General features: G+C 71.7%; 28 protein-coding genes. 10 read left to right on the plus strand and 18 right to left on the minus strand.

From position 1 onward, the window contains the following. Positions 1–28: 28 nt before the first annotated feature. The 5 genes from ACFYP0_RS19720 to ACFYP0_RS19740 form a co-directional block, all read right to left on the minus strand. Entirely contained in the window at positions 29–766 is a 738-nt protein-coding gene (locus ACFYP0_RS19720) for an alanyl-tRNA editing protein (RefSeq protein WP_124858939.1), read from the minus strand. A gap of 11 nt (positions 767–777) precedes the next feature. Further along, positions 778–1,665 carry an alpha/beta fold hydrolase gene (locus ACFYP0_RS19725; protein WP_124858938.1) on the minus strand — a complete coding sequence of 296 codons (888 nt, stop codon included), beginning with the start codon at positions 1,663–1,665 and terminating at the stop codon, positions 778–780. Further along, a complete protein-coding gene (locus ACFYP0_RS19730) occupies positions 1,662–1,976 on the minus strand; it encodes a DUF2516 family protein (RefSeq protein ID WP_124858937.1) in 315 nt (104 codons plus the stop codon). Before ACFYP0_RS19730 ends, ACFYP0_RS19725 begins: the two co-directional genes overlap by 4 nt. 71 nt (positions 1,977–2,047) lie before the next feature. Next, positions 2,048–2,683: a hypothetical protein gene (locus ACFYP0_RS19735; RefSeq protein ID WP_386997048.1), complete on the minus strand. Its 636-nt coding sequence runs from the start codon at positions 2,681–2,683 to the stop codon at positions 2,048–2,050. Beyond that, the gene (locus ACFYP0_RS19740; RefSeq protein WP_386997050.1) at positions 2,680–3,255 is read right to left on the minus strand and encodes a helix-turn-helix domain-containing protein; all 576 of its coding nucleotides are present in this window, start codon (positions 3,253–3,255) and stop codon (positions 2,680–2,682) included. The genes ACFYP0_RS19735 and ACFYP0_RS19740 overlap by 4 nt, the downstream gene beginning before the upstream one ends. 111 nt (positions 3,256–3,366) lie before the next feature. Between ACFYP0_RS19740 and ACFYP0_RS19745 the strand changes: the two genes are divergently transcribed. Further along, on the plus strand, positions 3,367–4,164 hold the full coding sequence (locus ACFYP0_RS19745) for an alpha/beta fold hydrolase (RefSeq protein ID WP_386997052.1): 798 nt from the start codon (positions 3,367–3,369) through the stop codon (positions 4,162–4,164). A gap of 7 nt (positions 4,165–4,171) precedes the next feature. On the opposite strand, the gene ACFYP0_RS19750 is transcribed toward ACFYP0_RS19745, so the two are convergent. The 4 genes from ACFYP0_RS19750 to ACFYP0_RS19765 all read right to left on the minus strand — a co-directional run bounded on the left by ACFYP0_RS19750 (position 4,172) and on the right by ACFYP0_RS19765 (position 7,614). Next, entirely contained in the window at positions 4,172–5,131 is a 960-nt protein-coding gene (locus ACFYP0_RS19750; protein WP_386997054.1) for an asparaginase, read from the minus strand. Between the two features lie 94 nt (positions 5,132–5,225). After that, a complete protein-coding gene (locus ACFYP0_RS19755; RefSeq protein WP_091402837.1) occupies positions 5,226–6,053 on the minus strand; it encodes a BKACE family enzyme in 828 nt (275 codons plus the stop codon). 23 nt (positions 6,054–6,076) lie between these two features. After that, positions 6,077–7,189, minus strand: coding sequence for a CAF17-like 4Fe-4S cluster assembly/insertion protein YgfZ (gene ygfZ, locus ACFYP0_RS19760; RefSeq protein ID WP_357008989.1), 1,113 nt, complete (start codon positions 7,187–7,189; stop codon positions 6,077–6,079). Next, positions 7,186–7,614 (minus strand): Fur family transcriptional regulator, encoded by a 429-nt coding sequence (locus tag ACFYP0_RS19765; protein ID WP_124858931.1) that lies wholly within the window; start codon positions 7,612–7,614, stop codon positions 7,186–7,188. The genes ygfZ and ACFYP0_RS19765 overlap by 4 nt, the downstream gene beginning before the upstream one ends. Before the next feature lie 70 nt (positions 7,615–7,684). Between ACFYP0_RS19765 and ACFYP0_RS19770 the strand changes: the two genes are divergently transcribed. Then, entirely contained in the window at positions 7,685–8,563 is an 879-nt protein-coding gene (locus tag ACFYP0_RS19770) for an aminotransferase class IV (protein WP_386997056.1), read from the plus strand. Between the two features lie 20 nt (positions 8,564–8,583). On the opposite strand, the gene ACFYP0_RS19775 is transcribed toward ACFYP0_RS19770, so the two are convergent. Together ACFYP0_RS19775 and mtfM are read right to left on the minus strand one after the other, a co-directional pair. Next, positions 8,584–9,171, minus strand: a complete 588-nt coding sequence (locus ACFYP0_RS19775) for an FABP family protein (RefSeq protein WP_091402847.1) — start codon at positions 9,169–9,171, stop codon at positions 8,584–8,586. Positions 9,172–9,226: 55 nt separating this feature from the next. Further along, positions 9,227–9,331, minus strand: coding sequence for a small membrane protein MtfM (gene mtfM / locus ACFYP0_RS19780; RefSeq protein ID WP_030327764.1), 105 nt, complete (start codon positions 9,329–9,331; stop codon positions 9,227–9,229). Between the two features lie 12 nt (positions 9,332–9,343). Here mtfM and ACFYP0_RS19785 point away from each other — a divergent pair, with 12 nt between their 5' ends. The 3 genes from ACFYP0_RS19785 to ACFYP0_RS19795 all read left to right on the plus strand — a co-directional run bounded on the left by ACFYP0_RS19785 (position 9,344) and on the right by ACFYP0_RS19795 (position 12,229). Further along, positions 9,344–9,718 (plus strand): DsrE family protein, encoded by a 375-nt coding sequence (locus tag ACFYP0_RS19785; protein ID WP_112584197.1) that lies wholly within the window; start codon positions 9,344–9,346, stop codon positions 9,716–9,718. 79 nt (positions 9,719–9,797) lie between these two features. Further along, positions 9,798–10,178, plus strand: a complete 381-nt coding sequence (locus ACFYP0_RS19790; RefSeq protein ID WP_386997059.1) for an SCP2 sterol-binding domain-containing protein — start codon at positions 9,798–9,800, stop codon at positions 10,176–10,178. Further along, positions 10,175–12,229 (plus strand): amylo-alpha-1,6-glucosidase, encoded by a 2,055-nt coding sequence (locus ACFYP0_RS19795; protein ID WP_386997061.1) that lies wholly within the window; start codon positions 10,175–10,177, stop codon positions 12,227–12,229. Before ACFYP0_RS19790 ends, ACFYP0_RS19795 begins: the two co-directional genes overlap by 4 nt. A gap of 18 nt (positions 12,230–12,247) precedes the next feature. Here ACFYP0_RS19795 and ACFYP0_RS19800 read toward each other — a convergent pair whose 3' ends face one another. Beyond that, positions 12,248–13,111 (minus strand): hypothetical protein, encoded by an 864-nt coding sequence (locus tag ACFYP0_RS19800; protein ID WP_386997062.1) that lies wholly within the window; start codon positions 13,109–13,111, stop codon positions 12,248–12,250. Between the two features lie 71 nt (positions 13,112–13,182). After that, positions 13,183–13,638, minus strand: coding sequence for a winged helix-turn-helix domain-containing protein (locus ACFYP0_RS19805; protein ID WP_355497345.1), 456 nt, complete (start codon positions 13,636–13,638; stop codon positions 13,183–13,185). Between the two features lie 367 nt (positions 13,639–14,005). On the opposite strand from ACFYP0_RS19805, the gene ACFYP0_RS19810 reads away from it, so the two are divergent. After that, complete coding sequence (locus ACFYP0_RS19810; RefSeq protein WP_196919975.1) at positions 14,006–14,191, plus strand: hypothetical protein; 186 nt, start codon at positions 14,006–14,008, stop codon at positions 14,189–14,191. Beyond that, positions 14,181–14,930, plus strand: a complete 750-nt coding sequence (locus ACFYP0_RS19815; RefSeq protein ID WP_355497347.1) for a hypothetical protein — start codon at positions 14,181–14,183, stop codon at positions 14,928–14,930. Before ACFYP0_RS19810 ends, ACFYP0_RS19815 begins: the two co-directional genes overlap by 11 nt. Positions 14,931–15,001: 71 nt before the next feature. Here the strand turns inward: ACFYP0_RS19815 and ACFYP0_RS19820 are convergent, their stop codons facing one another. The 5 genes from ACFYP0_RS19820 to ACFYP0_RS19840 form a co-directional block, all read right to left on the minus strand. Beyond that, a complete protein-coding gene (locus tag ACFYP0_RS19820) occupies positions 15,002–15,322 on the minus strand; it encodes a DUF1416 domain-containing protein (protein ID WP_130405043.1) in 321 nt (106 codons plus the stop codon). A gap of 2 nt (positions 15,323–15,324) precedes the next feature. Beyond that, positions 15,325–16,173: a sulfurtransferase gene (locus tag ACFYP0_RS19825; RefSeq protein ID WP_112584191.1), complete on the minus strand. Its 849-nt coding sequence runs from the start codon at positions 16,171–16,173 to the stop codon at positions 15,325–15,327. 206 nt (positions 16,174–16,379) lie between these two features. After that, the gene (locus ACFYP0_RS19830) at positions 16,380–16,457 is read right to left on the minus strand and encodes an Ms5788A family Cys-rich leader peptide (protein ID WP_310503780.1); all 78 of its coding nucleotides are present in this window, start codon (positions 16,455–16,457) and stop codon (positions 16,380–16,382) included. A 105-nt stretch (positions 16,458–16,562) separates the two neighbouring features. Continuing rightward, positions 16,563–17,351 carry an LmeA family phospholipid-binding protein gene (locus ACFYP0_RS19835; RefSeq protein WP_124858924.1) on the minus strand — a complete coding sequence of 263 codons (789 nt, stop codon included), beginning with the start codon at positions 17,349–17,351 and terminating at the stop codon, positions 16,563–16,565. Positions 17,352–17,455: 104 nt separating this feature from the next. Further along, the gene (locus ACFYP0_RS19840) at positions 17,456–18,514 is read right to left on the minus strand and encodes a hypothetical protein (RefSeq protein ID WP_124858923.1); all 1,059 of its coding nucleotides are present in this window, start codon (positions 18,512–18,514) and stop codon (positions 17,456–17,458) included. A 241-nt stretch (positions 18,515–18,755) separates the two neighbouring features. On the opposite strand from ACFYP0_RS19840, the gene ACFYP0_RS19845 reads away from it, so the two are divergent. The 3 genes from ACFYP0_RS19845 to mshD all read left to right on the plus strand — a co-directional run bounded on the left by ACFYP0_RS19845 (position 18,756) and on the right by mshD (position 21,493). After that, entirely contained in the window at positions 18,756–19,475 is a 720-nt protein-coding gene (locus tag ACFYP0_RS19845) for a winged helix-turn-helix transcriptional regulator (protein WP_181518701.1), read from the plus strand. Positions 19,476–19,629: 154 nt separating this feature from the next. After that, a complete protein-coding gene (locus tag ACFYP0_RS19850) occupies positions 19,630–20,508 on the plus strand; it encodes a polysaccharide deacetylase family protein (RefSeq protein WP_124858922.1) in 879 nt (292 codons plus the stop codon). Between the two features lie 58 nt (positions 20,509–20,566). Beyond that, a complete protein-coding gene (mshD, locus tag ACFYP0_RS19855) occupies positions 20,567–21,493 on the plus strand; it encodes a mycothiol synthase (RefSeq protein WP_124858921.1) in 927 nt (308 codons plus the stop codon). The last annotated feature ends 40 nt before the right edge of the window (positions 21,494–21,533 follow it).

Here is a 21,533-nt window from a genome sequence, read left to right on the forward strand (position 1 = left end):
CAACCAACGTCCGAATTCGGTACTCGATCTAATCGACCAGCCGGACCCGGACCCGGCGGTTGGCCCGGCCCTTGCTCTCCACCTTGACCACCTGCACCTTGCCGATCTGGGCGGTGGAGGCGACGTGGGTGCCCCCATCGGCCTGCACGTCCAGCCCGACGATGTCGACGATCCGGACCTCCTGCTCATCCGGCGGGATGAGGTTGGACTGGGTACGGATGATGTCCGGCAGGGCCAGCGCCTCGGTGCGCGGCAGCACCCGGGTGGCGACCGAGCGGTCGGCGGCCACCTCGGCGTTGACCAGCTCCTCGATGCGGCTCTTGAAGTCCGGGGGCACCTCGGGGAGGTTGAAGTCCATCCGGGCCTCGCCCGGCTCCATGGAGTTGCCGGTGACGAGGGCGCCGAAGTCGCGGAACACCACACCGCAGAGCACGTGCAGCCCGGAGTGGGTACGCATCAGCCGGGTACGGCGCTCGTCCTCCACCGCGCCCACGACCTCGGTGCCGACCGGCGGCAGCGGGTCACCTTCGGCGGGGATCAGGTAGGGGTCGTCGCCCTTGCGGGTGCCGACGATCCGGGTCTGCACGCCCTGCCAGAGCAGGACGCCGTGGTCGGGTGGTTGACCACCGCCACCCGGGTAGAACGCCGAACGGTCCAGCACGATGCCCTGCTCCGCATCGGAGTGCAGAACCGTGCACGTCCATTCGCGCAGGGTCGGATCGGCAAGGTCCAGCCGGTGCGTCCGGCCATGCTGTGTGACGCCCATGACAGGGCAGGTTACTCGTTCAGAAAGCCGGAGATGCGGTCCCGCAGATCGGCGCGTTCCGACCAGAGCACGCCGGGCCGGTCGTACACGTGCAGGGTGGCCTGGGGCAGCGCGACGGCGAGCCGCTCGGCGACCTCGACCGGGTGCAGGTCGTCGCCCGCGCAACCGATCACCAACGCCGGCGCGGTGACCGCCGTCAGGTCACCGATCTGGCGCAGCGGGGTCTGGTCGGTGAGCGTGGCCAGGCCGTCGGCCAGACCGTCGCGGAGCAGTTGGTCGAGCCGTTGTCGCAGGTAGGCCCAGCCGGCCGGGGTGTTGCGCACCGCCGGAGGCAACTCCAGCGTGACGATGTCGGCGACCGCCGAGGCGTCCCCGCTCTCCACCGCCTCCAGCAGGTCGGTGACGCGCTCCCGGGCGAGCGGCCCGCGTGGCTCGTCGAGGACCGCCGGCAGGAAGAAGACCAGCTTGTCGAAGCGGTCCGGGCTCTCCACGAGGAGTCGGCAGAGGGCACCCGCGCCGAGGCTCGCGCCGAACGCCCGGCTGGCGCCGCCGAGGTCGGCGATCGCCCGCAGATCCCGGGCCAGGTCCAGGTAGTCCCAGGGCCCGTCCGGGGCTTCGGAGCGGCCGTGCCCGCGGAACTGGAAGAACACCTTGCGGCCGTTCACCCCACTGCCGAACGGGCGGGTGGTGGCGATGCCGTTGCCCAGCCCGTGCGCGAACACGGTGACCGGATCACCGGTGCCGGTGACCAGCCGCTCCAGCCGTACGCCGTGCGGGGTGGTGACCAGTTCGGTCTCCGGCTCCGGCAGCGCCGGTCGCCCGGTACGCGGCCCACCCGGCCCGGGCCCCCAGGTGCGGGGCCCGCTGTCGGGTGGGGGCGGCCAGCGAAAACCTCTCACCAGAACCCTTTGCCGTCGGTGAGGTCGCGCAGACCGACCCGTACGTCGAGCAGGTAGATGAGCGCGGCGGCGATGCCGATCAGTCCGAAGAGGCTGATCGGACCGAAACCGAGCAGGGTGAGCACGAGGCAGACCGCCAGGATGGCGATCCAGCCGCCCTTGGGCAGCGTCCCGATGGCGGGGAAGGCGTCGGAGCGCTGCGTGACGGCGTGCACCAGCGCGACACCCTGGATGATCAGCGCGAAGACGAGCAGGATCAGCTCGATCACGTAGCGGACTTCGAACGCGAAGATCGGCGCGGCGTTGGCCATGTCGGCCAGTTTATGTCCACGACCCCGGCTACGTCCGACAAGGACGCCGCCGGGGTCGTCGACCCGACGAGTTACTCGGCGGCCGGGCGGGTCCGCTTGGTGGCCCGGGGGAGCTTCGCCGACGGGGTCTCGGCCGTCTTGGCAGCCTTCGGCGCGCGGGCGACCTTCTTGACCGCAGCCGGCTTGGCCTCGGCGATCTCGGCCACGTCGGCCGGGGTCGGCGCGTCGGCGGGGGCCGCAACGGTGGGGGTGGTGGCAGCCGGGGTGGTGGCCGGCGTCACGGCCTCGGTGGCCTCGATGTCGGCGTTGACCGTCTCGGCGGCCTCCAGCACGCCGGCACCGACGACCCGCTCGCCCCGGGCGACCAGCGCGCCGTACGCGGCGAACGCGCGCTCCTGGGCGACCTGGGCGCCCGCGACCACCAGGGCGGCGTTGCGGGTCGCGGCGGCGCGCAGCTTGTCGATGTCGGTCACCTCGCGCAGCTTCGCCAGGTCGGCGGTCTCGTTGGCGGTGCGCAGCGTCTCGGTGGCCTTCTGCTTCAACTCGAAGCCGGTCAGCACGGCCCGGCCACCCAGGTCGGCGACGACCCGGGTGCTGAGGACGCCGACCACGGCGGGCAGCTTGCGCAGCTGCTCGATGGCCAGCTCACCGGCGCCGGCTGCGGCGTAGATCGGGGCGGGGATGCGGTTGGTCTTCGGCTCGCTCATGACGTCTCCTCTTCGGCCGCCTCGGCGGCCTTCTTCTTCTGGGGGATGCTGGTGCTGCCCGGGGCGGGGGCGGTGCCCGCGTCGGTGACGGCGACCGACTCGAGCACGGCCTCGGTCGGGGTGCCGCCCACGGTGGTGGGGCCGGTGGCGGCCACATTGGCCAGGTCCGCAGCCTGGCTGGCGGGCTGGTCGGCCTGCGCCGCCTCGGCTTCGGCCTGGGCCTCGGCCACCCGGGTGTTCTCCCGGCGGAACGTCTCGTAGATCTGACTGAGCGACTGCTTCTGCGCCATCGTCAGGTCGGCGTCCACGGCGATGGCGGCGAGCACCCCGTGGCCTTCCTTGTCGTCGAGCAGGCCGGCGCGCAGGTACATCGCCGGCGTGGAGACCCGCAGCGCGCTCGCCAGTTGCTGGAGCACCTCGGCGCTGGGTTTGCGCAGGCCGCGCTCGATCTGGCTGAGGTACGGGTTGCTGACCCCCGCCTGCTCGGCGAGCTGCCGAAGCGAGATCTTGGCGTTGCGCCGCAGATCACGGATGAACCCGCCGACGTCGGGAAGGTCCTTGGGTGTGGCCATGGCAGCGACGCTAACCGCCCGCGCTAGCTCTTGCAAGCAAAACGCTAACCATAGTTAGCAAGGTCTCAGGATGCTGTTGCGCGCCGCTCGGCCGATCCGTACGGTCCGTCCGTGCACAAGATCACAGTCAATGGAGCAAGCATCGCGTACGACGAGGCCGGCACCGGTTCGCCCGTCGTCCTGCTGCACGCCGGAATCGCCGACCGGCGGATGTGGCGAGGGCAGGTGTCCGCGCTCGCCGCCCGGCACCGGGTCATCGTCCCGGACCTGCGCGGCTACGGAGACTCGGAGCTCCCGCCGACCCCGTTCACGCACCACGACGACGTGGCCGGGCTGCTGGACGCGCTCGACCTGCCCCGGGCCGCCCTGGTCGGCTGCTCCTTCGGCGGAGCGGTGGCCATCGACACCGCGCTGGCCCACCCCGACCGGGTGAGCGCGCTCGCGCTGTTCGACACGGCGGTCTCCGGCAACGAGTGGTCCGACGAGGCGAACGAGCTCTGGGACGGCCTGGTCGGCGAGGTCGACCCGGACGACTTCGTCGCCGGCGCGGCCGGTGAGGTGCGGTTCTGGGTCGTCGGCCCGCGCCGCCAGCCGGAGGACGTCGACCCGGAGCTGGTCGCGTTCGCGCAGGAGATGGACCAGCGTGCCCTCGCCGCCGAACTGGCGCTCGGCGCGGTCGAGGTGGGAGAGCTGTCGCCACCGGCGATCGGTCGTCTCGGTGAGTTGAAGATCCCCGTCCTGGTCACCGCCGGCGCCGCGGACGTGCCGGACATCAGCCGGCTCGCCGACCGGATCGCCGCCGAGGTCCCCGGCGCGGTACGACTGCCCGACGTGCCGGACGCCGCGCACCTGCTGCCGTTGGAGCGTCCGGAACCGGTCAACGCCGCGCTGCTCGACTTCCTGAGCTAGAGCGCGCTCACCAGAGCGGGCGGACCGCCCCGACCGGGACCCCGCCACCGAAGAGCGGCACCTCGGCGTACTCGGTCAGCACCGGAGCCTCCACGCCGAGCCGGCGCAGCGCGGAGACCAGGACCGGCATCCGGGCACGGTCGGCGCCGTCGTCGATCTTCAGTGCGACGGCGCCGACGCCCGGCAGCGCCACGGCGATCACGCCCTCGGCACCGACCTTGGCCAGCAGCCCCGGGACACCCCGCATCAGCCGGGTGTCGTCGGCCTGGGTGCCACCCACGATCTCCGGGTACGCCCGCATCGCGTCCACCACCGTGCGCGGCACCGAGCCGGGCTCGGCGTCGACCAGCCGGAGGTACGCCCCGGCCAGGCCGGCCAGCGACACCGCGAGGACCGGGGCACCGCAACCGTCGACCCCCACCGCCGCCGCCTGCTCGCCGGTGAACTCCTCGATGGCGGCCCGCAGCCGCTGCTGAAGCGGGTGCTCCGGCCGCCAGTAGCCCTCCCGGGACCAACCGGCGGCCTCGCAGGTCAACAGCATCCCGCTGTGCTTGCCGGAGCAGTTCATCTGCACCCGGCTCGGGCCGCCACCGGCCCGAAGCACCGCCTCCCGCGCCGCGGCCCCCACCGGCAGGTCGGGCGGGCAGTGCAGCGCCGACGCGTCCAACCCGGCGCGCTCCAGCAGCGCGCCGACCCGGGCCAGGTGGAACTCCTCGCCGGCGTGGCTCGCCGAGACCAGCGCCACGTCGGCCGGGTCGGTCAGGGCCAGGCCGGCCCGGAGCATCCCGATCGCCTGCATCGGCTTGCTGGCCGAGCGGGGGAAGATCGGCGAGGTCACGTCCCCGGCGGACGCCACCGCGACACCGTCGGCGTCCAGCACCACCACCGAGCCGCGGTGCGCACCCTCCACGAACCCGGACCGGACCACCTCGGCGAGCGGCGCGCCGCCCTCGTACGTCTTCGTCACGCGCTGGACGGTACCGACGGTCCGGGGGTGCCCGGCGGCCGGGTGACCAGGAGGTCCACCGCCCGGGTGACAGGGGCGCAGGACAGACCTGGCCTTACAGCCCGAGCAGCTCGCGGGCCTCGGTGGTGGTCAGCGGCGGGCGCTGAGCGAGCTGGGCGAAACCCACCGCGCGGGCGACCAGCTGCATGTTGGACTCCACCGGGCGGCCCTTCGCGTACGTCACGGTGTCCTCCATGCCGACCCGCAGGTGCCCGCCGGTCGACAGCGAGGCCAGCAGCACCGCGATGGTGCTCCGGCCGACGCCGGTGGCCGAGAAGGTGGTGCCCTCGGGCAGGTCCCGCAGCATCCGGTGGGCCGCGACCAGGGTCTCGGTGTTGCCCGGCATCCCGCCCGGCACGCCCATCACGAAGTCGACGTGCACGTGCCCGCCGGCCGGCAGCCCGTACTTGCCGAGCAACCGCTGCAACGCGGACAGGTGGCCGAGGTCGAAGATCTCGTACTCCGGCACGATTCCGCGTTCCTGCATCCGGGTGTGCAGGTCGACGATGAACTCCCAGCGGTTGAGGAAGACGTCGTCGCCGAAGTTGACAGTGCCCATGGTGCAGGAGGCCATGTCCGGACGGGCGTCGAGCACGGCGAGCCGGGCGGCCTCCGGGTCGGTCACCGCGCCGCCGGAGGAGAGCTGCACGATCAGGTCGGTGCTCTCCCGCAGCGCCGCCACCGTGTCGGCCAGGCGCACCGGGTCGAGCGTCGGCCGGGCCTCGTCGTCGCGGATGTGGACGTGGATCACGGCGGCGCCGAGGGCCTCGCACTCCTTCGCGGTGAGCAGCAACTCGTCGAGGGTCACCGGCAGCGCCGGCACCTCCGCCTTGGCCGACTCAGCGCCGGTCGGGGCCACCGTGATCAACGTCCCTGTCGTCATGCCGGCGATCCTAGACGGCCCGCTCAGGACGGGTCGATCGCCGCCGCGGTCTCGCCGATCAGCAACGCGGCGTCGTCCGGGACGTTCCGCTTCAGCACCGCGAGAGCGACCTGGCCCAGCTCGTGGTGCAGCACGGCGGTGCCGACGAAGCCGACCGCCCGGCCGTCGAGGGTCACCGGCGTACCGGCCACCGGCGGCTGGTCGGTGGTCACCCCGTCCAGATGCAGCAGTACGAGGCGACGCGGCGGCCGGCCCATGTTGTGCACCCGCGCCACCGTCTCCTGCCCCCGGTAGCAACCCTTGTCCAGATGAACCGCAGGGGCGATCAGGTCGACCTCGGCCGGAATGGTCCGGTGGTCGGTGTCCACCCCGACTCGCGGCTGCCGGGCGGCCACCCGGATCGCCTCGTACGCCCACAGCCCCGCGACCGGCACACCGGCGCCGCGCAGCTCCGCCACCACCTGGTCCATCGCCGAGCGGGGCACCAGCAGGTCCACCCCGAGCGGACCACGTCGGGCCCAGCCGCCGATCGGCAGCGGTCGTACGTCGTACCGAGCGCTCGCCCGGGGTGGCACGGCACCGTGCGGGAACTTCGGACCCGGCACCGCGACCACGTCCGGTGCGGCGAGCCCGGTCACGCCGAGCGTGCCGAGCGCCTCCATGGCCGCTGGCCCGACCAGCGACAACAGCGCGCGCTCGGCCGTCGCGTCGCGCGGTTCGACCTTGCTGAAGAACCGCATCTTCTCCAGGTAGGTCAGCAGGCCCTGGGTGGCACCGGGCTCGGTGTCCAGCCAGGTGGTCTCGCCGTCCTCGGCGACCATGGCGTGCTGCTCGATGTGGCCGTGCGGGGACAGCACCAGCAACTCGGTGCCCTCGCCGGCGGCCAGCGCGTTCAGGTGCTGCGAGGTGACCGTGTGCAGCCAACTGGCCCGTTCCTCCCCGGGCACCGCGATGATCCCTCGATGCGACCGGTCGACCAGACCGACCTCGGTGTCGAGGGTGCGCTGCTCGCGCAGCGGGTCCCCGTAGTGCGCGGCCACCCCCCGCACCCCGGCCGCGACGTGCGCCGGATCCGGCTGGTCACGGCTGGCCTCGTCGATGCTCTCGACGGCCACCGCACCCGAGATGTCGATCATTTTTCGTCCCCGTTCTCGCAGCGTACGCAGACGCCGAAGAGTGACACGTGCCCGATGTCCACCCGGAACCCGCGCTGCGCGGCCAACTGGTCGGCGAGGGGGCGGAGCAGCTCCGGATCGATCTCGTCGATCGCGCCACACTCCCGGCAGACCAGGTGGACGTGTTGGTGTTCACCGGCGGCGTGATAGGTCGGTGAGCCGTGCGACAGGTGCGTGTGGGTGACCAGACCGAGCCGTTCCAGCAGCTCGAGCGTGCGGTAGATGGTGGTGATGTTGACGCCGGCGGCCACCTCCCGGACCGCGGTGTGCACCTGCTCCGGGGTGGCGTGGCCCAGATTGAGCACCGCCTGGAGAACGAGCTGCCGCTGGGCCGTCAGTCGCAGCCCACGGGCCCGCAGCATTTCCGCGAGGGAGGATTCGGACACCGTCCGATCATAGTTCGGCCACCAGGCTGTTTCCCCGCACCGCGATCGATCACCGCTACGCTCGACGGTCATGGTGAGGTCGTCCGTCGGGAAGGTCGCGGCCGCCCCGACCGCGCGGATCGCCGTTCTGGGCCGCGGCCCGGTGCCGCCCGGCGACCCGGTGCTCCGCGGTGACGACCTCGGTGTGCTGCACGGCGACGGGCTGTTCGAGACCATGCACCTGCGGGACGGCCAGCCGTGGCTGCGCGACGAACACCTGGCCCGCCTGACCGCGGCGGCGGCCGCCGTCGAGCTGACCCTGCCCCCCACCAGCGCGCTGATCGACCTGCTGGATCAGGTGCGGACAGGCTGGCCAGCAGCAGTGGAGGGTGCACTTCGGCTGGTCTGCACCCGAGGCCCGGAGGCCGGCGGCCCGCCCACCATCTACGCCACGCTGGCCCCGGTGCCGGCGGCCTCCCGGGCCGCCCGGCGGGACGGAATCACGGTGGCCACCCTGCCGCTGGGGCTGCCCGCCGCCGCCCGCAGTGGGCTGACCTGGCTGCCGGCCGGCATCAAGTCCACGTCGTACGCGGTCAGCAGCGCCGCCCGCCGCTGGGCCCGCCGGGCCGGCGTGGACGACGTGCTCTGGATCTCATCCGACGGGTACGTGCTGGAGGGCCCCACCGCCAATGTGGTGTGGCTCACCGACGACACGCTCTGCACGGTGCCGGCCGCCAGCACCGGCATCCTCGGCGGCACCACCGCGGCCTGGCTGCTCGCCCACGCGAGCGAGCTGGGCCTGGGCGCCGCCGAGCGGATGGTCGGCATCGCCGAACTGCACGCGGCGGACGGCGTGTGGTTCACCTCGTCGCTGCGCGGAGCCGCCGAGGTCCACACGCTGGACGGGGTACGGCGGACTCGCTGCCCACGTACCCCCGCCCTACAGGCCCTGCTGGGCTTCCCCGTCTAGCCAGCCACCGACCGTCGAGGTCAACCGCCGACCCGGACGAGTCGGGCGGAGAGGTGCGGACTGAGCCCGTGCCCCATGGCGGCCATCTCCTGGGCGTAGAGCAGCGCACCCTCGACGATGCCGAAGAGCCGGTGCCCGCCGGTGACCTCCTTGGCGGTCGGAGTCCGGATCACCGCGTCGGTGGCGAACTCGAGCTGCGTGCCGGTGCGCTTGCCCAGGTGCAGCTCCATCACCCCGGTCGGGGTGGTCAGCAGCGCCTCCAGCTCGTCGGTCGCCCGCCCGTCCACCAGCACCGGTCGCCACCAGCCCACCTCGCGGCCGGCCGGACGGACCGGCTTGCTCTGCTCGTCGAGGATCCACGCACGCGACTCGTAGTGCAGGAACGGTCGGCCGTCGTGGCTGATCCGGATCTCCTGCGCGTAGTCGAAGTCCTCGATGGTGGGGAAACCGCCCTTGCCCCGACCACGCCACAGACCGATGTACGGCAGCAGGGCATCCAGCGCGGGGTGCAGCTTCGGCCCGACCCGCAGGTCGTGGCTCTCCTCGAACGGGTACTCCTCGACCGGCGGCGCGTTCAGCCACGGCGGCTGCAGCGGGTTCTCGCTCACTGGACCACCTTCGTTCGCGACTGCGGGGCTCGCAAACCCGGCTCACTCCTCGCGCTCACCAGCGTCCTCTCGAAATGCGTACGGCAAGGTAGACCAGGCCACCGGCGAGCCCACCCAGGCCAGCGACCAGCAGGCTGACAAACCCGATCTCGGTAACCATCCCGGCCATCCTATGCTGGGCCACATGGCCCGCACTCTCGTCGTCAAGGCCACCGCAGGGGCGGACGCCCCGGAGCGGTGCGCGCAGGCATTCACCGTCGCCGCGACGGCGGTAGCGGCCGGGGTGGACGTCTCGCTCTGGCTGACCGGTGAGTCCACCTGGTTCGCGCTGCCCGGTCGCGCCCAGCAGTTCGACCTGCCGCACTCCGCACCGCTGGCCGAGTTGCTGCACGTCATCCTGACCAGTGGCCGGGTGACTGCCTGCACCCAGTGCGCCGCCCGCCGGGAGATCGGCCCGGATGACGTGTTGCCCGGGGTGCGGATCGCGGGCGCCGCGGTTTTCGTCGAGGAGGCGTTGGCCGAGGGCGCGCAGGCACTCGTCTACTGACCATCCGACCCGGTGGGGCTGATCCGGGCGGAGTGCCGATACCGGCCCGACATCTCGGACGGCTGCCTACGATTCGGATGTGACCGAGGCGGCGGAGAGGTTCTTCGAATCACTGCCGGCGCGCGCCCCGGAGGTCCTGGGCGGCCTGGCCGACGGAACCCTGCAGATCGACCTCGGCAGCGACCACCGGACCGAGCACTGGCTGGTCCGGATGCGGCCCGGATCGGTGCAGGTCAGCCGCGAGCGCGGGCCGGCCGACGCCATCTGGTTCAGCAGCGCCGCCCTCTTCGATCGACTGATCACCGGCGAGGCGCAGGGTGTCGCGGCGGTGCTACGCAACGAGAGCACGTTCAGCGGAAACGTGGTGCTCTTCCTCGCCTTCCGTCGGTTCTTCCCCGACCCACCCGGCACCCGCGACCCCCGTGAGGTGGCCCGCCGGGCGGCCAGGCGATCGACGTGAAGGAACTCGTCAGCATTCTGGACGGCAACACCTTCCTGGTCAGCGACCGGCGGGGGGACATCGAGCCGTCCTACGACTTCCCCACCGGGCTGTTCTCCTTCGACACCCGGTTCCTGTCCAAGTGGGTGCTCACCCTGGACGGCCAGCGGCTGCACGCCCTCTCCGTCGACGACACGCAGTCGTACCGCACCAAGTTCTTTCTCGCCCCCGGCGAACCCACGCACTACCTGGACGCCAAGGCGTCGGTGATCCGCAGCCGGGCGATCGTGGGCAGCTTCGCGGAGGAGCTGACCGTCCTCAACCACACCGAGGCGGACGTCGAGTTCACCGTCCGGATCGACATCGCGGCCGACTTCGCCGACCTGTTCGAGATCAAGCACCGCCGGCAGAAACAGGGGCGCACCACTGTCACGGTCGCGGAGAACGAGTTGCGGCTGACCTACCGCCGGGAGGCGTTCCACCGGGAGACGACGGTCAGCACCAGTGCGCCGGGGCAGGTCGACACCACCGGGATGACCTTCCGGATCCGGATAGCCCGCAACGGCAGGTGGACCACCCGGCTACGCGTGTCCAGCGTCGTCTTCGGGGCGCGCGGTGAGGACATCCGCGCGACCCTCCCCTACGGCGGCAGCCGCAGCGCGGACGCCATCCGGGCCGAGCAGCAGGAACTGATCGACCGGGCGCCGAAGCTCGGCTGCGACTGCCAGCCACTGGCCGGGGCGTACCGGCGCAGCCTCAACGACCTGGCCGCCCTGCGCTACGAGTCGATCGCCCTGGGCGTGCGGCTGATCGCCGCCGGACTGCCCTGGTTCATGACCCTGTTCGGCCGGGACAGCATCATCACCTCGTTGCAGGTGCTGCCGTTCCTGCCGGAACTGGTCCCCCCGACCATCCTGATGCTGGCCGGACTACAGGGGCACCGGGTGGACGACTTCCGGGACGAGGAGCCCGGCAAGATCCTGCACGAGCTGCGCTACGGCGAGACCGCCGGCTTCGAGGAGCAGCCACACTCGCCGTACTACGGGTCGGCCGACTCGACACCACTGTTCATCATCCTGCTCGACGAGTACGAACGGTGGACCGGTGACGCCACACTCGTCCGCAAGCTGGAACCGCAGGTCCGCGCGGCGTTGCAGTGGATCGACACGTACGGGGACCTGCTCGGCACCGGCTACCTCTGGTACCAGACCCGCAACCCGGAGACCGGTCTGCAGAACCAGTGCTGGAAGGACTCCTGGGACGCCATCTCGTACGCCGACGGCGAGATGCCCGGCTTCCCCCGAGCGACCTGCGAACTTCAGGGGTACGCGTACGACGCGAAGATCCGGGCCGCCCGGCTGGCCCGGACCTTCTGGAACGACCCGGCGTACGCCGACCGGCTGGAGCGGGAGGCCGCCGACCTCAAGCGGCGGTTCGACCGCGATTTCTGGATCGCCGACCGCGAGTACTACGCGCTCGCGCTGGACGCCGACGGCCGGCAGGTGGACGCGCTGACCTCGAACATCGGGCACCTGCTGTGGAGCGGCATCGTGGACGAGTCGCGCGCGGGCAAGGTGGTCGAGCATCTGCTCGGGCCACGACTGTTCTCCGGCTGGGGGGTGCGGACGCTCGCCGCGGACGAGGGGCGGTACAACCCGATCGGCTACCACGTGGGCACCGTCTGGCCGTTCGACAACTCGATCATCGCCTGGGGATTGTGGCGGTACGGCTTCCGGGAGGAGGCAGGGTTGCTCTGCGAGACGATGCTGGCCGCGTCCCGGTACTTCCAGGGTCGGCTGCCGGAGGCGTTCGCCGGCTACGCCCGCGACCTCACCGACTACCCGGTGGAGTACCCGACCGCGTGCAGCCCGCAGGCCTGGTCGACCGGCACCCCGCTGCTGCTGCTGCGGGTGATGCTGGGGCTGGAGCCGCAGGGCGAGCACCTGATCATCGACCCGGCAGTGCCACCGGGAATGGGCCGACTCGAGCTGCTGGACATCCCCGGCCGGTGGGGCATGGTCGACGCGTTGGGTCGCAGCCGTGACCCGGAGGACCAGCCGGACGACGGCTGACCCGAGCGGCTGCTCAGCTCAGCCCGAGCAGCCGACGGTGGCGGCCAGTCGGGTGGCGTCCGGGCTGATCTCGGCCAGCACCGTGACGACACCGCTGCGGTACGCGTACACCGGGGGTTGGTCCAGCAGTGGGCCGTTACCGGCCAGCGGGGCGAGTGCGGCCGCCGAGGCCGGCGGGCCGGGACCGTTCGCGGACCATGCGGTACGGGCGAGCCCGCCGCCCGGGCAGGGCGCGGTGACCAGCTCCGAAGCGGCGTCGCCCGGCCGGTCGAGGGCCCGCAGCGCGGCGGTCAGCGCGGCGGCCTCCGGGTCGCCGGCGGTGGCCAGGGCCGGCGTGTATCCGGTGCCGACCGGCCGGCAACCGGTGTCGACGACCAGTCGCACCCGGCCGTCGACGGTCGGCCGGCCCTCGACGGCCACGAATTCTCCGGCGTCGGCGCGCAGCTCGGGGCCGTCCACGCCGGGCCCGACTCCGGCGCGCCAGCTCGCCGGCAGCCGCTCGGCGATGCCGGCCAGCACGGCCCGCTCGTCACCGGTGGCCGCGAGCACCCCTACCTCGCGCCGCAGCCTCGCCCCGTCGGCGAACGGGGTCACCCGGCAGCCGGACGCGACCCGCGCGGGGCCCAGTTCCAGCAGACCGGCCGCACCTGCCGCGCGGGCCAACTCGCCGACCGCCCGGTCGACCACCGGGCCGGCCTGATCGAGGGAGCGCTGTTCGCGCACGGTCGGCGGGTCGTTTCGCACCGATATCCAGGTGAGCCCGGCCAGCAGCACCGCCCAGGCCACGGTCACGGCCAGCAGCCAACGCCGCCGCGACCCGGCCGGTGTCGGCGCGGCAGGGCCGGCCGAAGAGGCCCAACCCGTCTGGACAGCACCGCTCACCCGGCCATGGTGTCACGGGCCCGCCGCCGGGCCGGCAGCGGATGCGGTCGGCGCGACGGAGCGACTGCGGGTCAGTGGTCGTTCAGCCGGGGCGGCGGGTCGAGCCGGTAGCCGACGCCCCGCACGGTGTGCACCTGCGGTCCGCCCGGGAGGCCCCGCAGCCTGCGACGAAGCCGTCTGATGGTGGATTGCAGCGCTGCGGTGTCCGCGTCACCCAGCGCGGAGACGCAGAGCCGTTCGTAGCTCCACACCACCAGCGGTGGGCCGATGAGCAGGGTGAGCAACTCCCGTTCGGTGGGGGTCAGCGGGAGCACCTCGCCGCGCCAGGTGACCCGGTGTCCGGCCCGGTCGACGACCAGCTCACCCCACTTCACGAGGCCCCGCGCCTCCACCCCTGGGGGGACCGGCCTGACGGCCGGCGCCGGGGCACTCGGCGACGAGAACAGCAGTGCCCGTAACTGGACCAGGTCTTCGCAGCTCACCACCTGACCAACTCCGTCGAGCTGTCGCCGCACCCGCTCAAGCATCAAGGCATCCGCGCTGACGCAAACGATGATCGGAACCCTTTGAACGGACACGTCGCTGTCCGCACCAACCGTGATCTCCACACCTAGATAGTGACGTACGCCGATGGACTTGGTTGGACCGCCTGCGCTGTTGGCAACACAAGCTTTTCCCCGATTACCACAAGACGGACCGCTCCCGCCCCGCGTCGCCGCATCACTCGCAACCACTGTCGTGGAACCGACACCAGCGCAACCGAAGAGCGGGTGCCATCGATTGACGGTGGGTAGTGGACTAGTGACACGAGGATCCGCAACGCGGTCCGCGTCGTCGGAGGGAGGCACTAGGGTGACGCCAACAGCGACGTCGTCGACGGCGAGAGGACCAGCAATGGGCACCGCCATCGTCAAGACCCAGCAGGAGCTGCGAGAGTGGCGAGCGCGGCTCCTGGAGCGTGTCCATATGAACAAAGAGACGCTTTATGACCTGGGGCGCAACTTCGAACTCCGCGCCGACGAGCGCAGCGTCTACGAGATGGTCCGCTCCATTGACTACCTGCTCGGCGATGACGACTGACGGGACTCCCGTCTCTCCGGACCTGATCGCCCGGGCCAGCGCTTTCGCCGACGACATAACCAGCCGAGTGCAACGAGTGGTGAGGACAGAGAAGCACCTGTCCGCGCTGCTGATGCCTGGCAGGAACGGCGGTCGCGTCATGGTGGGCATCGTCGAGGGAGACGATTTCGGCACGTTTCCGCTGTACATCGACAACAAGCACCGCCTTGACCTGCTAATCAAGTTCAACTGCTGCATGGACTCGAGCGGCAGACACCTGGCCACGGATGCCTCCTGGCTCCATGTCACACCCAAGGGCGACAAGGCGCCCTTGTTCCGCTACGAGTACGTCCGGGAGTTCCAGCCCGGCGTGCCCTGTGCCCACCTACACGTGCATGGTCACCGCGACGAATTCGCCTTTGTCATGCAGGACGGGCCGAGCGGACGCCCGAAAGCCCGTAAGCGCCGGCACGAGGTACCGCGGCTTGCCAAGTTCCATTTCCCGCTCGGCGGGCACCGTTTTCGGCCCTGTGTCGAGGATGTCCTGCAGGCCGTCGTGGAAGAGTTCTCCGTCGACACGGTCGAGGGATGGCGAAACGCAGTCGACGAAGGTCGGGAGGAGTGGCGCAAGCTTCAACTACTGGCTGCTGTACGCGACGCTCCGGGCATCGCCGCTCGGGCGCTGGAGGAGCTGCACTACAAGGTGGTTCCGCCCGACTCAGCCCCCGCCGACAACCAGAGCAGGATGCGAGCTTACTGACGCTGCGAAGAAACGACCGGGGCCAGCCACCCTCGGGAGGGTGACCGGCCCCGGTCGATCAGAGCAGTGGGTCAGGCGACGGTGACGGCAACCTCGTTGACGCCTCGGCCGGCAGTGACAGCGGTGTCACCGTTGCCGTGCCGGGACAACGCCCGCAGCGTCCAGGAACCCGGCGCGGCGAAGAACCGGAACTGCCCGGCGGCTGAGGTGACCACCTCGGCGGTGAACTCACCGGTCGAGTCGAGCAGCCGGACGTACGCGCCCGGCACCGGCTCGGCCTCGGCGGAACGGACGATGCCGGTGATGACGGTTTCCTTCTCCAGGTCCAGGCTGGCCGGCAGCGGCGCGGCCTGGTCCGGTGCGGCGCAACCTGCGGCGATGGGAAGAGTCATGATCATGCCTCCCCGGGTTCGTCGCCGAGCGCGACCGGCACACCGACCAGCGAGCCGTACTCGGTCCAGGAGCCGTCGTAGTTCTTGACGTTGCGGTGACCCAGCAGCTCCTGGAGCACGAACCAGGTGTGCGACGAGCGCTCACCGATCCGGCAGTACGCGATGGTTTCCTTGCCGTCGTCGAGCCCCGCGTCGCCGTAGATCTTGCGCAGCTCGTCGTCGGACCGGAAGGTGCCGTCCTCGTTGGCCGCCTTGGACCACGGCACGCTGATCGCGGTGGGGATGTGGCCGGCCCGCTGCGCCTGCTCCTGCGGCAGGTGGGCGGGGGCGAGCAGGCGACCGGCGAACTCGTCGGGGCTGCGCACGTCGACCAGGTTCTTGGTGCCGATCGCGGCGACGACCTCGTCGCGGAAGGCCCGGATGGAGGTGTCCGGCTCCTGCGCGACGTACTGCGTCGCCGGGCGGGACACCGCGTCGGTGACGAGCGGGCGGGCGTCCAGCTCCCACTTCTTGCGGCCGCCGTCGAGCAGCTTCACGTCACGGTGGCCGTAGAGCTTGAAGTACCAGTAGGCGTACGCGGCGAACCAGTTGTTGTTGCCGCCGTACAGGATGACGGTGTCGTCGTTGCTGATGCCCCGCTCGGAGAGCAGCGCCTCGAACTGCGTCTTGTTGACGAAGTCCCGGCGAACCTGGTCCTGGAGGTCGGTCCTCCAGTCAATCTTGATGGCGCCGGCGATGTGGCCGGTCTCGTAGGCCGAGGTGTCCTCGTCGACCTCGACGAAGACGACGCCCGGGGCGTCGAGGTTCTTCTCGGCCCACTCGGCCGAAACGAGTGCGGTGTCGCGACTCATCGAATCACTCCCTGGTGAGGATGGATGGTGAGCCAACGCGCGCGAATCGATGGGTATAACTGTCGCACCACGCGCGGGACCCAGCGGAAGGACGGGATCACGGGTTCGTGCGACGGCGCCGCTGCCGGGCGTTCGGTGGGATAACCGGAGGGTGCGAGAACCCTGTGCCGGTGGCCGCCGTCAGGCGGCCGGAGACAGCCCCGCCGTCAGATGACGGGGCGACACAGGCAGGTGGCCACGCGGCACAGGTCGACCGCGCGCCGTTTGGTGAGGTGGGTCCCCATAGCCAGGGAGCCTACCAGCCAGTGACCGTGCTGCCACTGGGCCGACCACCATCCGGGAATCGCCGGGATCGCCGAGGATGTCGGCGTCCCACCGCGCCTCCGGCGTCAGCCAGCGGAGTTGATCGGCACGTTCTTGGCGTCGGCGGTGACCGCCAGCCCTTCCGGCAGTGGACGGACCTCCCGGACCGCGAGCTGGAACGGCAACTCCGGCAGGGGAACGTCGATGGAGATGCTCTTGGCGAAGTTGTTCAACAGGCCGCGCGCCAGCGGCAGGTTCGGCAGACCCGCGGCGTCCAGGTCGTTGAACCGCAGGGCGACCGCGCCGTTGTCGGCGACGGTGACGTCGGCGGTGCCGCTGATCGTGATCTTCTGACCGAGGATGTCGGCCGGACCCGTGACGGCGAGCTTGCCGTTCTGCTCGCCGAGGGTGAGACCCGGGCGGTTCAGCAGCGCGGCCAGACTCTCGTAGCTGATCGTGCCGGCACCGTTGACGGTGTCCGCCACGACGTCACCCTGGCCGGTGCGCAGGGTGTCCAGCGAGGCCCGGACGTTGCGGGCGGTCACATCGAGCACCGGCAGCCGGACGGCGTCGCCCTCGACCGGGGCCTGCACGTCCCGCAGGTTGATGGTGATCCGCTTGTAACGGCCATCCAGCACCTGGGTGAGGAACGGCGTGCCGCCCACCTCCACATCGGGCTCGGCGGATTGCGCGCCCTGCTTGGTGATCTCCTGGCGGACCCGGTCTGCGATCATCCGCTCGGCGACCCCGACCGCGACCCGGTCGGCGACCACCAGCAACCCCGCCAGCAGCAGGAGCAGCACGAACAGCCCGATGAGCAGCTTGCGTCCACGCCGTCGGGGTCGCGCCTCGTTCACCGGATAGTCCTGCGCCACGCCGCCTCCTGTCTCCGCCCGTCGCGCCGCGACGGATCGTTTGTACCGACGCCGCGGGGCGGCGCACCCGTAGGTACCCGACCGGCCCAGCGCTCAATCGTGACTCAGAGGAAGAGCATGCACATGGCGTACGCGGCGGGCGCCGCCAGGGCGAAACCGCCGAGCGGGCCCTGCATGTGCCGGGCCACCCACATCGTGGGCGGTTCGCCGGCCATCAACCGGCCTGCCTCCGCGTACCCCACGGCGAGGTCGGAGAGGACGGCGGTGACCGCCGCGACCAGGCCGATCACGGCGGCCCGGGTCGGCGTGAAGGGAGCCACCAGGTAGCTGCCGAGGAGGGCGCTGGTCAGCGTGCCGACCATCGCGCCGGCCACCACGCCGGCGGCGCCCCGGGGCACCTGCGGGGCGAGCCGGGGCCAGGGCAGGACGGCGTCGGTGAGTCGGGCGACGGTGAGCGCGACACCGCTCGCGGTCAGGCAGACGGTGATCGCCTGGGTGCCGGCCGGGATCCGGCTGAGCACGATCAGGGTGCCGAAGGCCACCACCCCCACCACGATGAGCAGCGTGGCGCCGAGGGAGTCGGTGACCCGGACCCGGTCGACCCGACGAACCAGCTGGCCGAGCACGGCGGCGAGGAACCCGCCGGCGGCCAGGTAGCCCAGTGGCGCCAGGCCGGCGACGTCGGTCTGCACCGCGGCGATGTCGGCCAGCGCCGCGACCACGGCGCTGATCCCGGCGACCACCAACAGCGCGGGCGGACGCATGGCCATCGTCCAGGCGAGCACGAACAGTAGTTGGACGCCGAAGATGATGAAGGCGAACGGCAGCCGGTGACCGGGGCCCGACGTCTGCGCGCCGAGCACCAGGCCGACACCGAGCAGCGCGGCGAAGCCGGCGATGGTCAGCGCCAGTTGACGGTGCACCGCGACCGGGGGGATGACCTCCTCTTCCGGCTCGTCGATCTCGTCTTCGGATCGGCGGGCCGGCTCGCCGGCGCGACGGGCACGGCGCGGCCCACCCCGTTCGCGGCGGTCGCCATCGGTGGTGGCCGGACCGGTACGCGGCGCGGGCGGTTGGCCGCGCGTCGCTGCGGCGGCCGGGCCCGGCTGGGGCCCAGCGGGCCACGATTCACGGCCGGCCTCGGGCGAGGTGGAGGGAAACACGACCCGATCGTGCCAGACCGACGGCCCGACGCGGTGGTCACGGGTTTCGGCGACGTTAAAATCCTTGCCACGATCAGGGGCAAGATAGACAAACGGGAAATGACCTGACGGCGCGGCCGAGGCGATCGGTTACGCTCATCGCGTTACCCGCCCGTCAGCGACGCCGGGACCACGCAATTTCTCAGCGCACTCCTTGATGAGTGCGACTGGTCGCGTGCGGCCTCGCGCCGCCGGGACGGAGGTGATCGTGGAGATCCTGCTGCTGGTGACCGCACGCGCAGGAGAACCGTCGGCTGTGCTGCCGGCGCTCGACCTGCTGCCGCACTCGGTCCGCACCGCGCCGCGTGATGTTCGCACACTGGTCGCGGGCCCCAGCCCGGACGCGGTGATGGTGGATGCCCGATCGGAGTTGAGCGAGGCCCGGGCGACCTGCCGGATGTTGCACGCCACCGGGCTCGGCGTGCCGTTGGTCGCGGTGGTGACCGAGGCCGGCCTGATCGCCCTCAACGCCGACTGGGGCGTCGACGACGTCATCCTCGCCTCGGCCGGCCCCGCCGAGGTCGAGGCACGGCTGCGGCTGGCGGTGGGCCGGCTCAGCAACGCGACCGCCGGCGCGGGCGGCTCGATCCGGGCCGGTGAACTGACCATCGACCCGGACACCTACGCGGCCAAGCTGAAGGGCCGTCCGCTCGACCTCACCTACAAGGAGTTCGAGCTGTTGAAGTTCCTGGCCCAGCACCCGGGCCGGGTGTTCACCCGGGACCAGCTCCTGCGCGAGGTCTGGGGCTACGACTACTTCGGCGGCACCCGCACGGTGGACGTGCACGTCCGGCGACTGCGCGCCAAGCTCGGCTCGGAGTACGAGTCGATGATCGGCACCGTCCGCCAGGTCGGCTACAAGTTCGTCGTCCCGCCGTCGCGGTCGCTTCCCGAGGCGGAGCACGCGCCCCTGCCGGTCTGATCCGGAGACCTCTCCGGGCGATTTCCCATATGCCCTTTTTGCGCAGCTTGGCGGATCTATTCTGACTGCCGGGTTTGTCGGAGAAAGGGGCGACGGTGCGCGCACTGAACACGGGGGCGACGGGCCGGCGTGACCGGCAAGCCAGGCGGAAGTCGTGACGCGGGGCAGCTCCACCGCGCGGGCCGCGGGGATCGTGACGCTGGTGGTGGCGGGGCTGCTCGGCTCCGCGTACGTGCTCGGCCGCAGCCTCGTCCCCGACCAGACGCCCCGGCAGTCCACCGGCGTCACCACGAGCGCCGACGGACCGCACTACGCCGACCAGCCCGGCGTTGGCGGGCCGGGCGGAACCCCGAGCGCCAGCGCAAGCGCGGCTGGGACCGGCCCAGCCGAGACCGGCCAGGACGGTTCCGGACGGGACGCCGGAGGCGACAACCTGTTCGGCGCGCACGCCACCACCGGCACCCCGCGGCTCGCGCTGACCTTCGACGACGGGCCGGACCCGCGCTACACGCCGCAGGTCCTCGCCGTCCTGCGCGAATACGACGTGCGCGCCACGTTCTGCGTGGTCGGCGAGAACGCGCAGAACCACCCCGAGCTGGTCCAGTCGATCGTGGACGCCGGGCACACCCTGTGCAACCACTCCTGGCACCACGACGTGGGCCTGGGCACCCGGTCGGCCGACGCGATCCGCTCCGACCTCCTGCGCACCAACGCGGCGATCCGGGCGGCGGTGCCGAACGCCCCGATCGTCTGGTACCGCCAGCCGGGCGGAGCCTGGACGTACCCGGTGGTGTCGGTGGCGCGGCAGCTCGGCATGACCCCACTGCACTGGTCGGTGGATCCGTCGGACTGGGAGCTACCCGGCGCCAGCAAGATCACCGCGACGGTGCTTGGCCAGGCCGAACCCGGCTCGGTGGTGCTGCTGCACGACGCCGGTGGGGACCGGCAGGGCACGGTCGACGCGCTGCGCCGGATCCTGCCCGACCTGACCGCCCGGTTCGAGCTGGAGGCCCTCCCCACCGACCCGACGTGAGCCGCGGCTTTACAGCGACGCTCCGGGGGTCACGACACGCAACGGATACGGTGGCGGGATGAGCAGCGCGGAGCCGACCAGCGACCAGGTGACCCGGAGCGACCAACTGGCGCCGGCGGAGATCGCCGACGTACTCGCCCTCGCCAGCGCCGCAGGTGACACGGACGGAGCGGACCCGCTCGACGAACACGTCCTGCTGCGGCTGCGCGACGCCGACGCCCCCGCCGTTCATCTGATCGCCCGCGCCGACGACGGCACCCTCACCGGGTACGCGCACCTGGACACCACCGACCCGGTCGGTGGGATCGGGGTCGAACTGGTGGTGCACCCCGCGTACCGGCGACGGGGCACCGGGCGGGCGCTCGCCCGGGGCGTACTCGCCTCGGCCACCGGGCCGCTGCGGGCGTGGGCGCACGGCGACCACCCCTCGGCCGCCGCGCTCGCCGTCGACCTCGGCTTCACCCGCGCCCGGGTGCTCTGGCAGTTGCGCCGGCCGTTGGCGGCCCCGCTGGGTGAGCCGCGCCTGCCCGACGGTGTCGCGCTACGCGCGTTCCGGCCCGGGGCGGACGACGCCGCCTGGTTGACCCTCAACGCACGGGCCTTCGCCGAGCACCCCGAACAGGGCCGGTGGACGTCGGACGACCTGCGGGTCCGCCTCGCCGAGCCGTGGTTCGACCCGGCGGGCTTCCTGCTCGCCGAGGAGACCGCGACCGGGCGACTGCTCGGATTCCACTGGACCAAGGTGCACGAGCGGCCGGGGTCGGCCCGGATCGGCGAGGTGTACGTCCTGGGGGTGGAGCCGACCGCGCACGGTGGCGGACTCGGCCGGGCCCTGACCACCGCCGGGTTGGCACACCTGCGGGACAAGCGTGGCCTCGACCGGGTGATGCTCTTCGTGGACGACTCGAACACCGGTGCCGTCGCGCTCTACGAGCGGCTGGGCTTCGCCCGCTGGTCCGCGCACATCAACTACCACCTGGGCTGACCGTCGGCCGTCGCTGCGACCGCGTCACCGACGGGTAACG

It is taken from the genome of Micromonospora arida (assembly GCF_042873195.1).
Taxonomy (GTDB): Bacteria; Actinomycetota; Actinomycetes; order Mycobacteriales; family Micromonosporaceae; genus Micromonospora; species Micromonospora arida.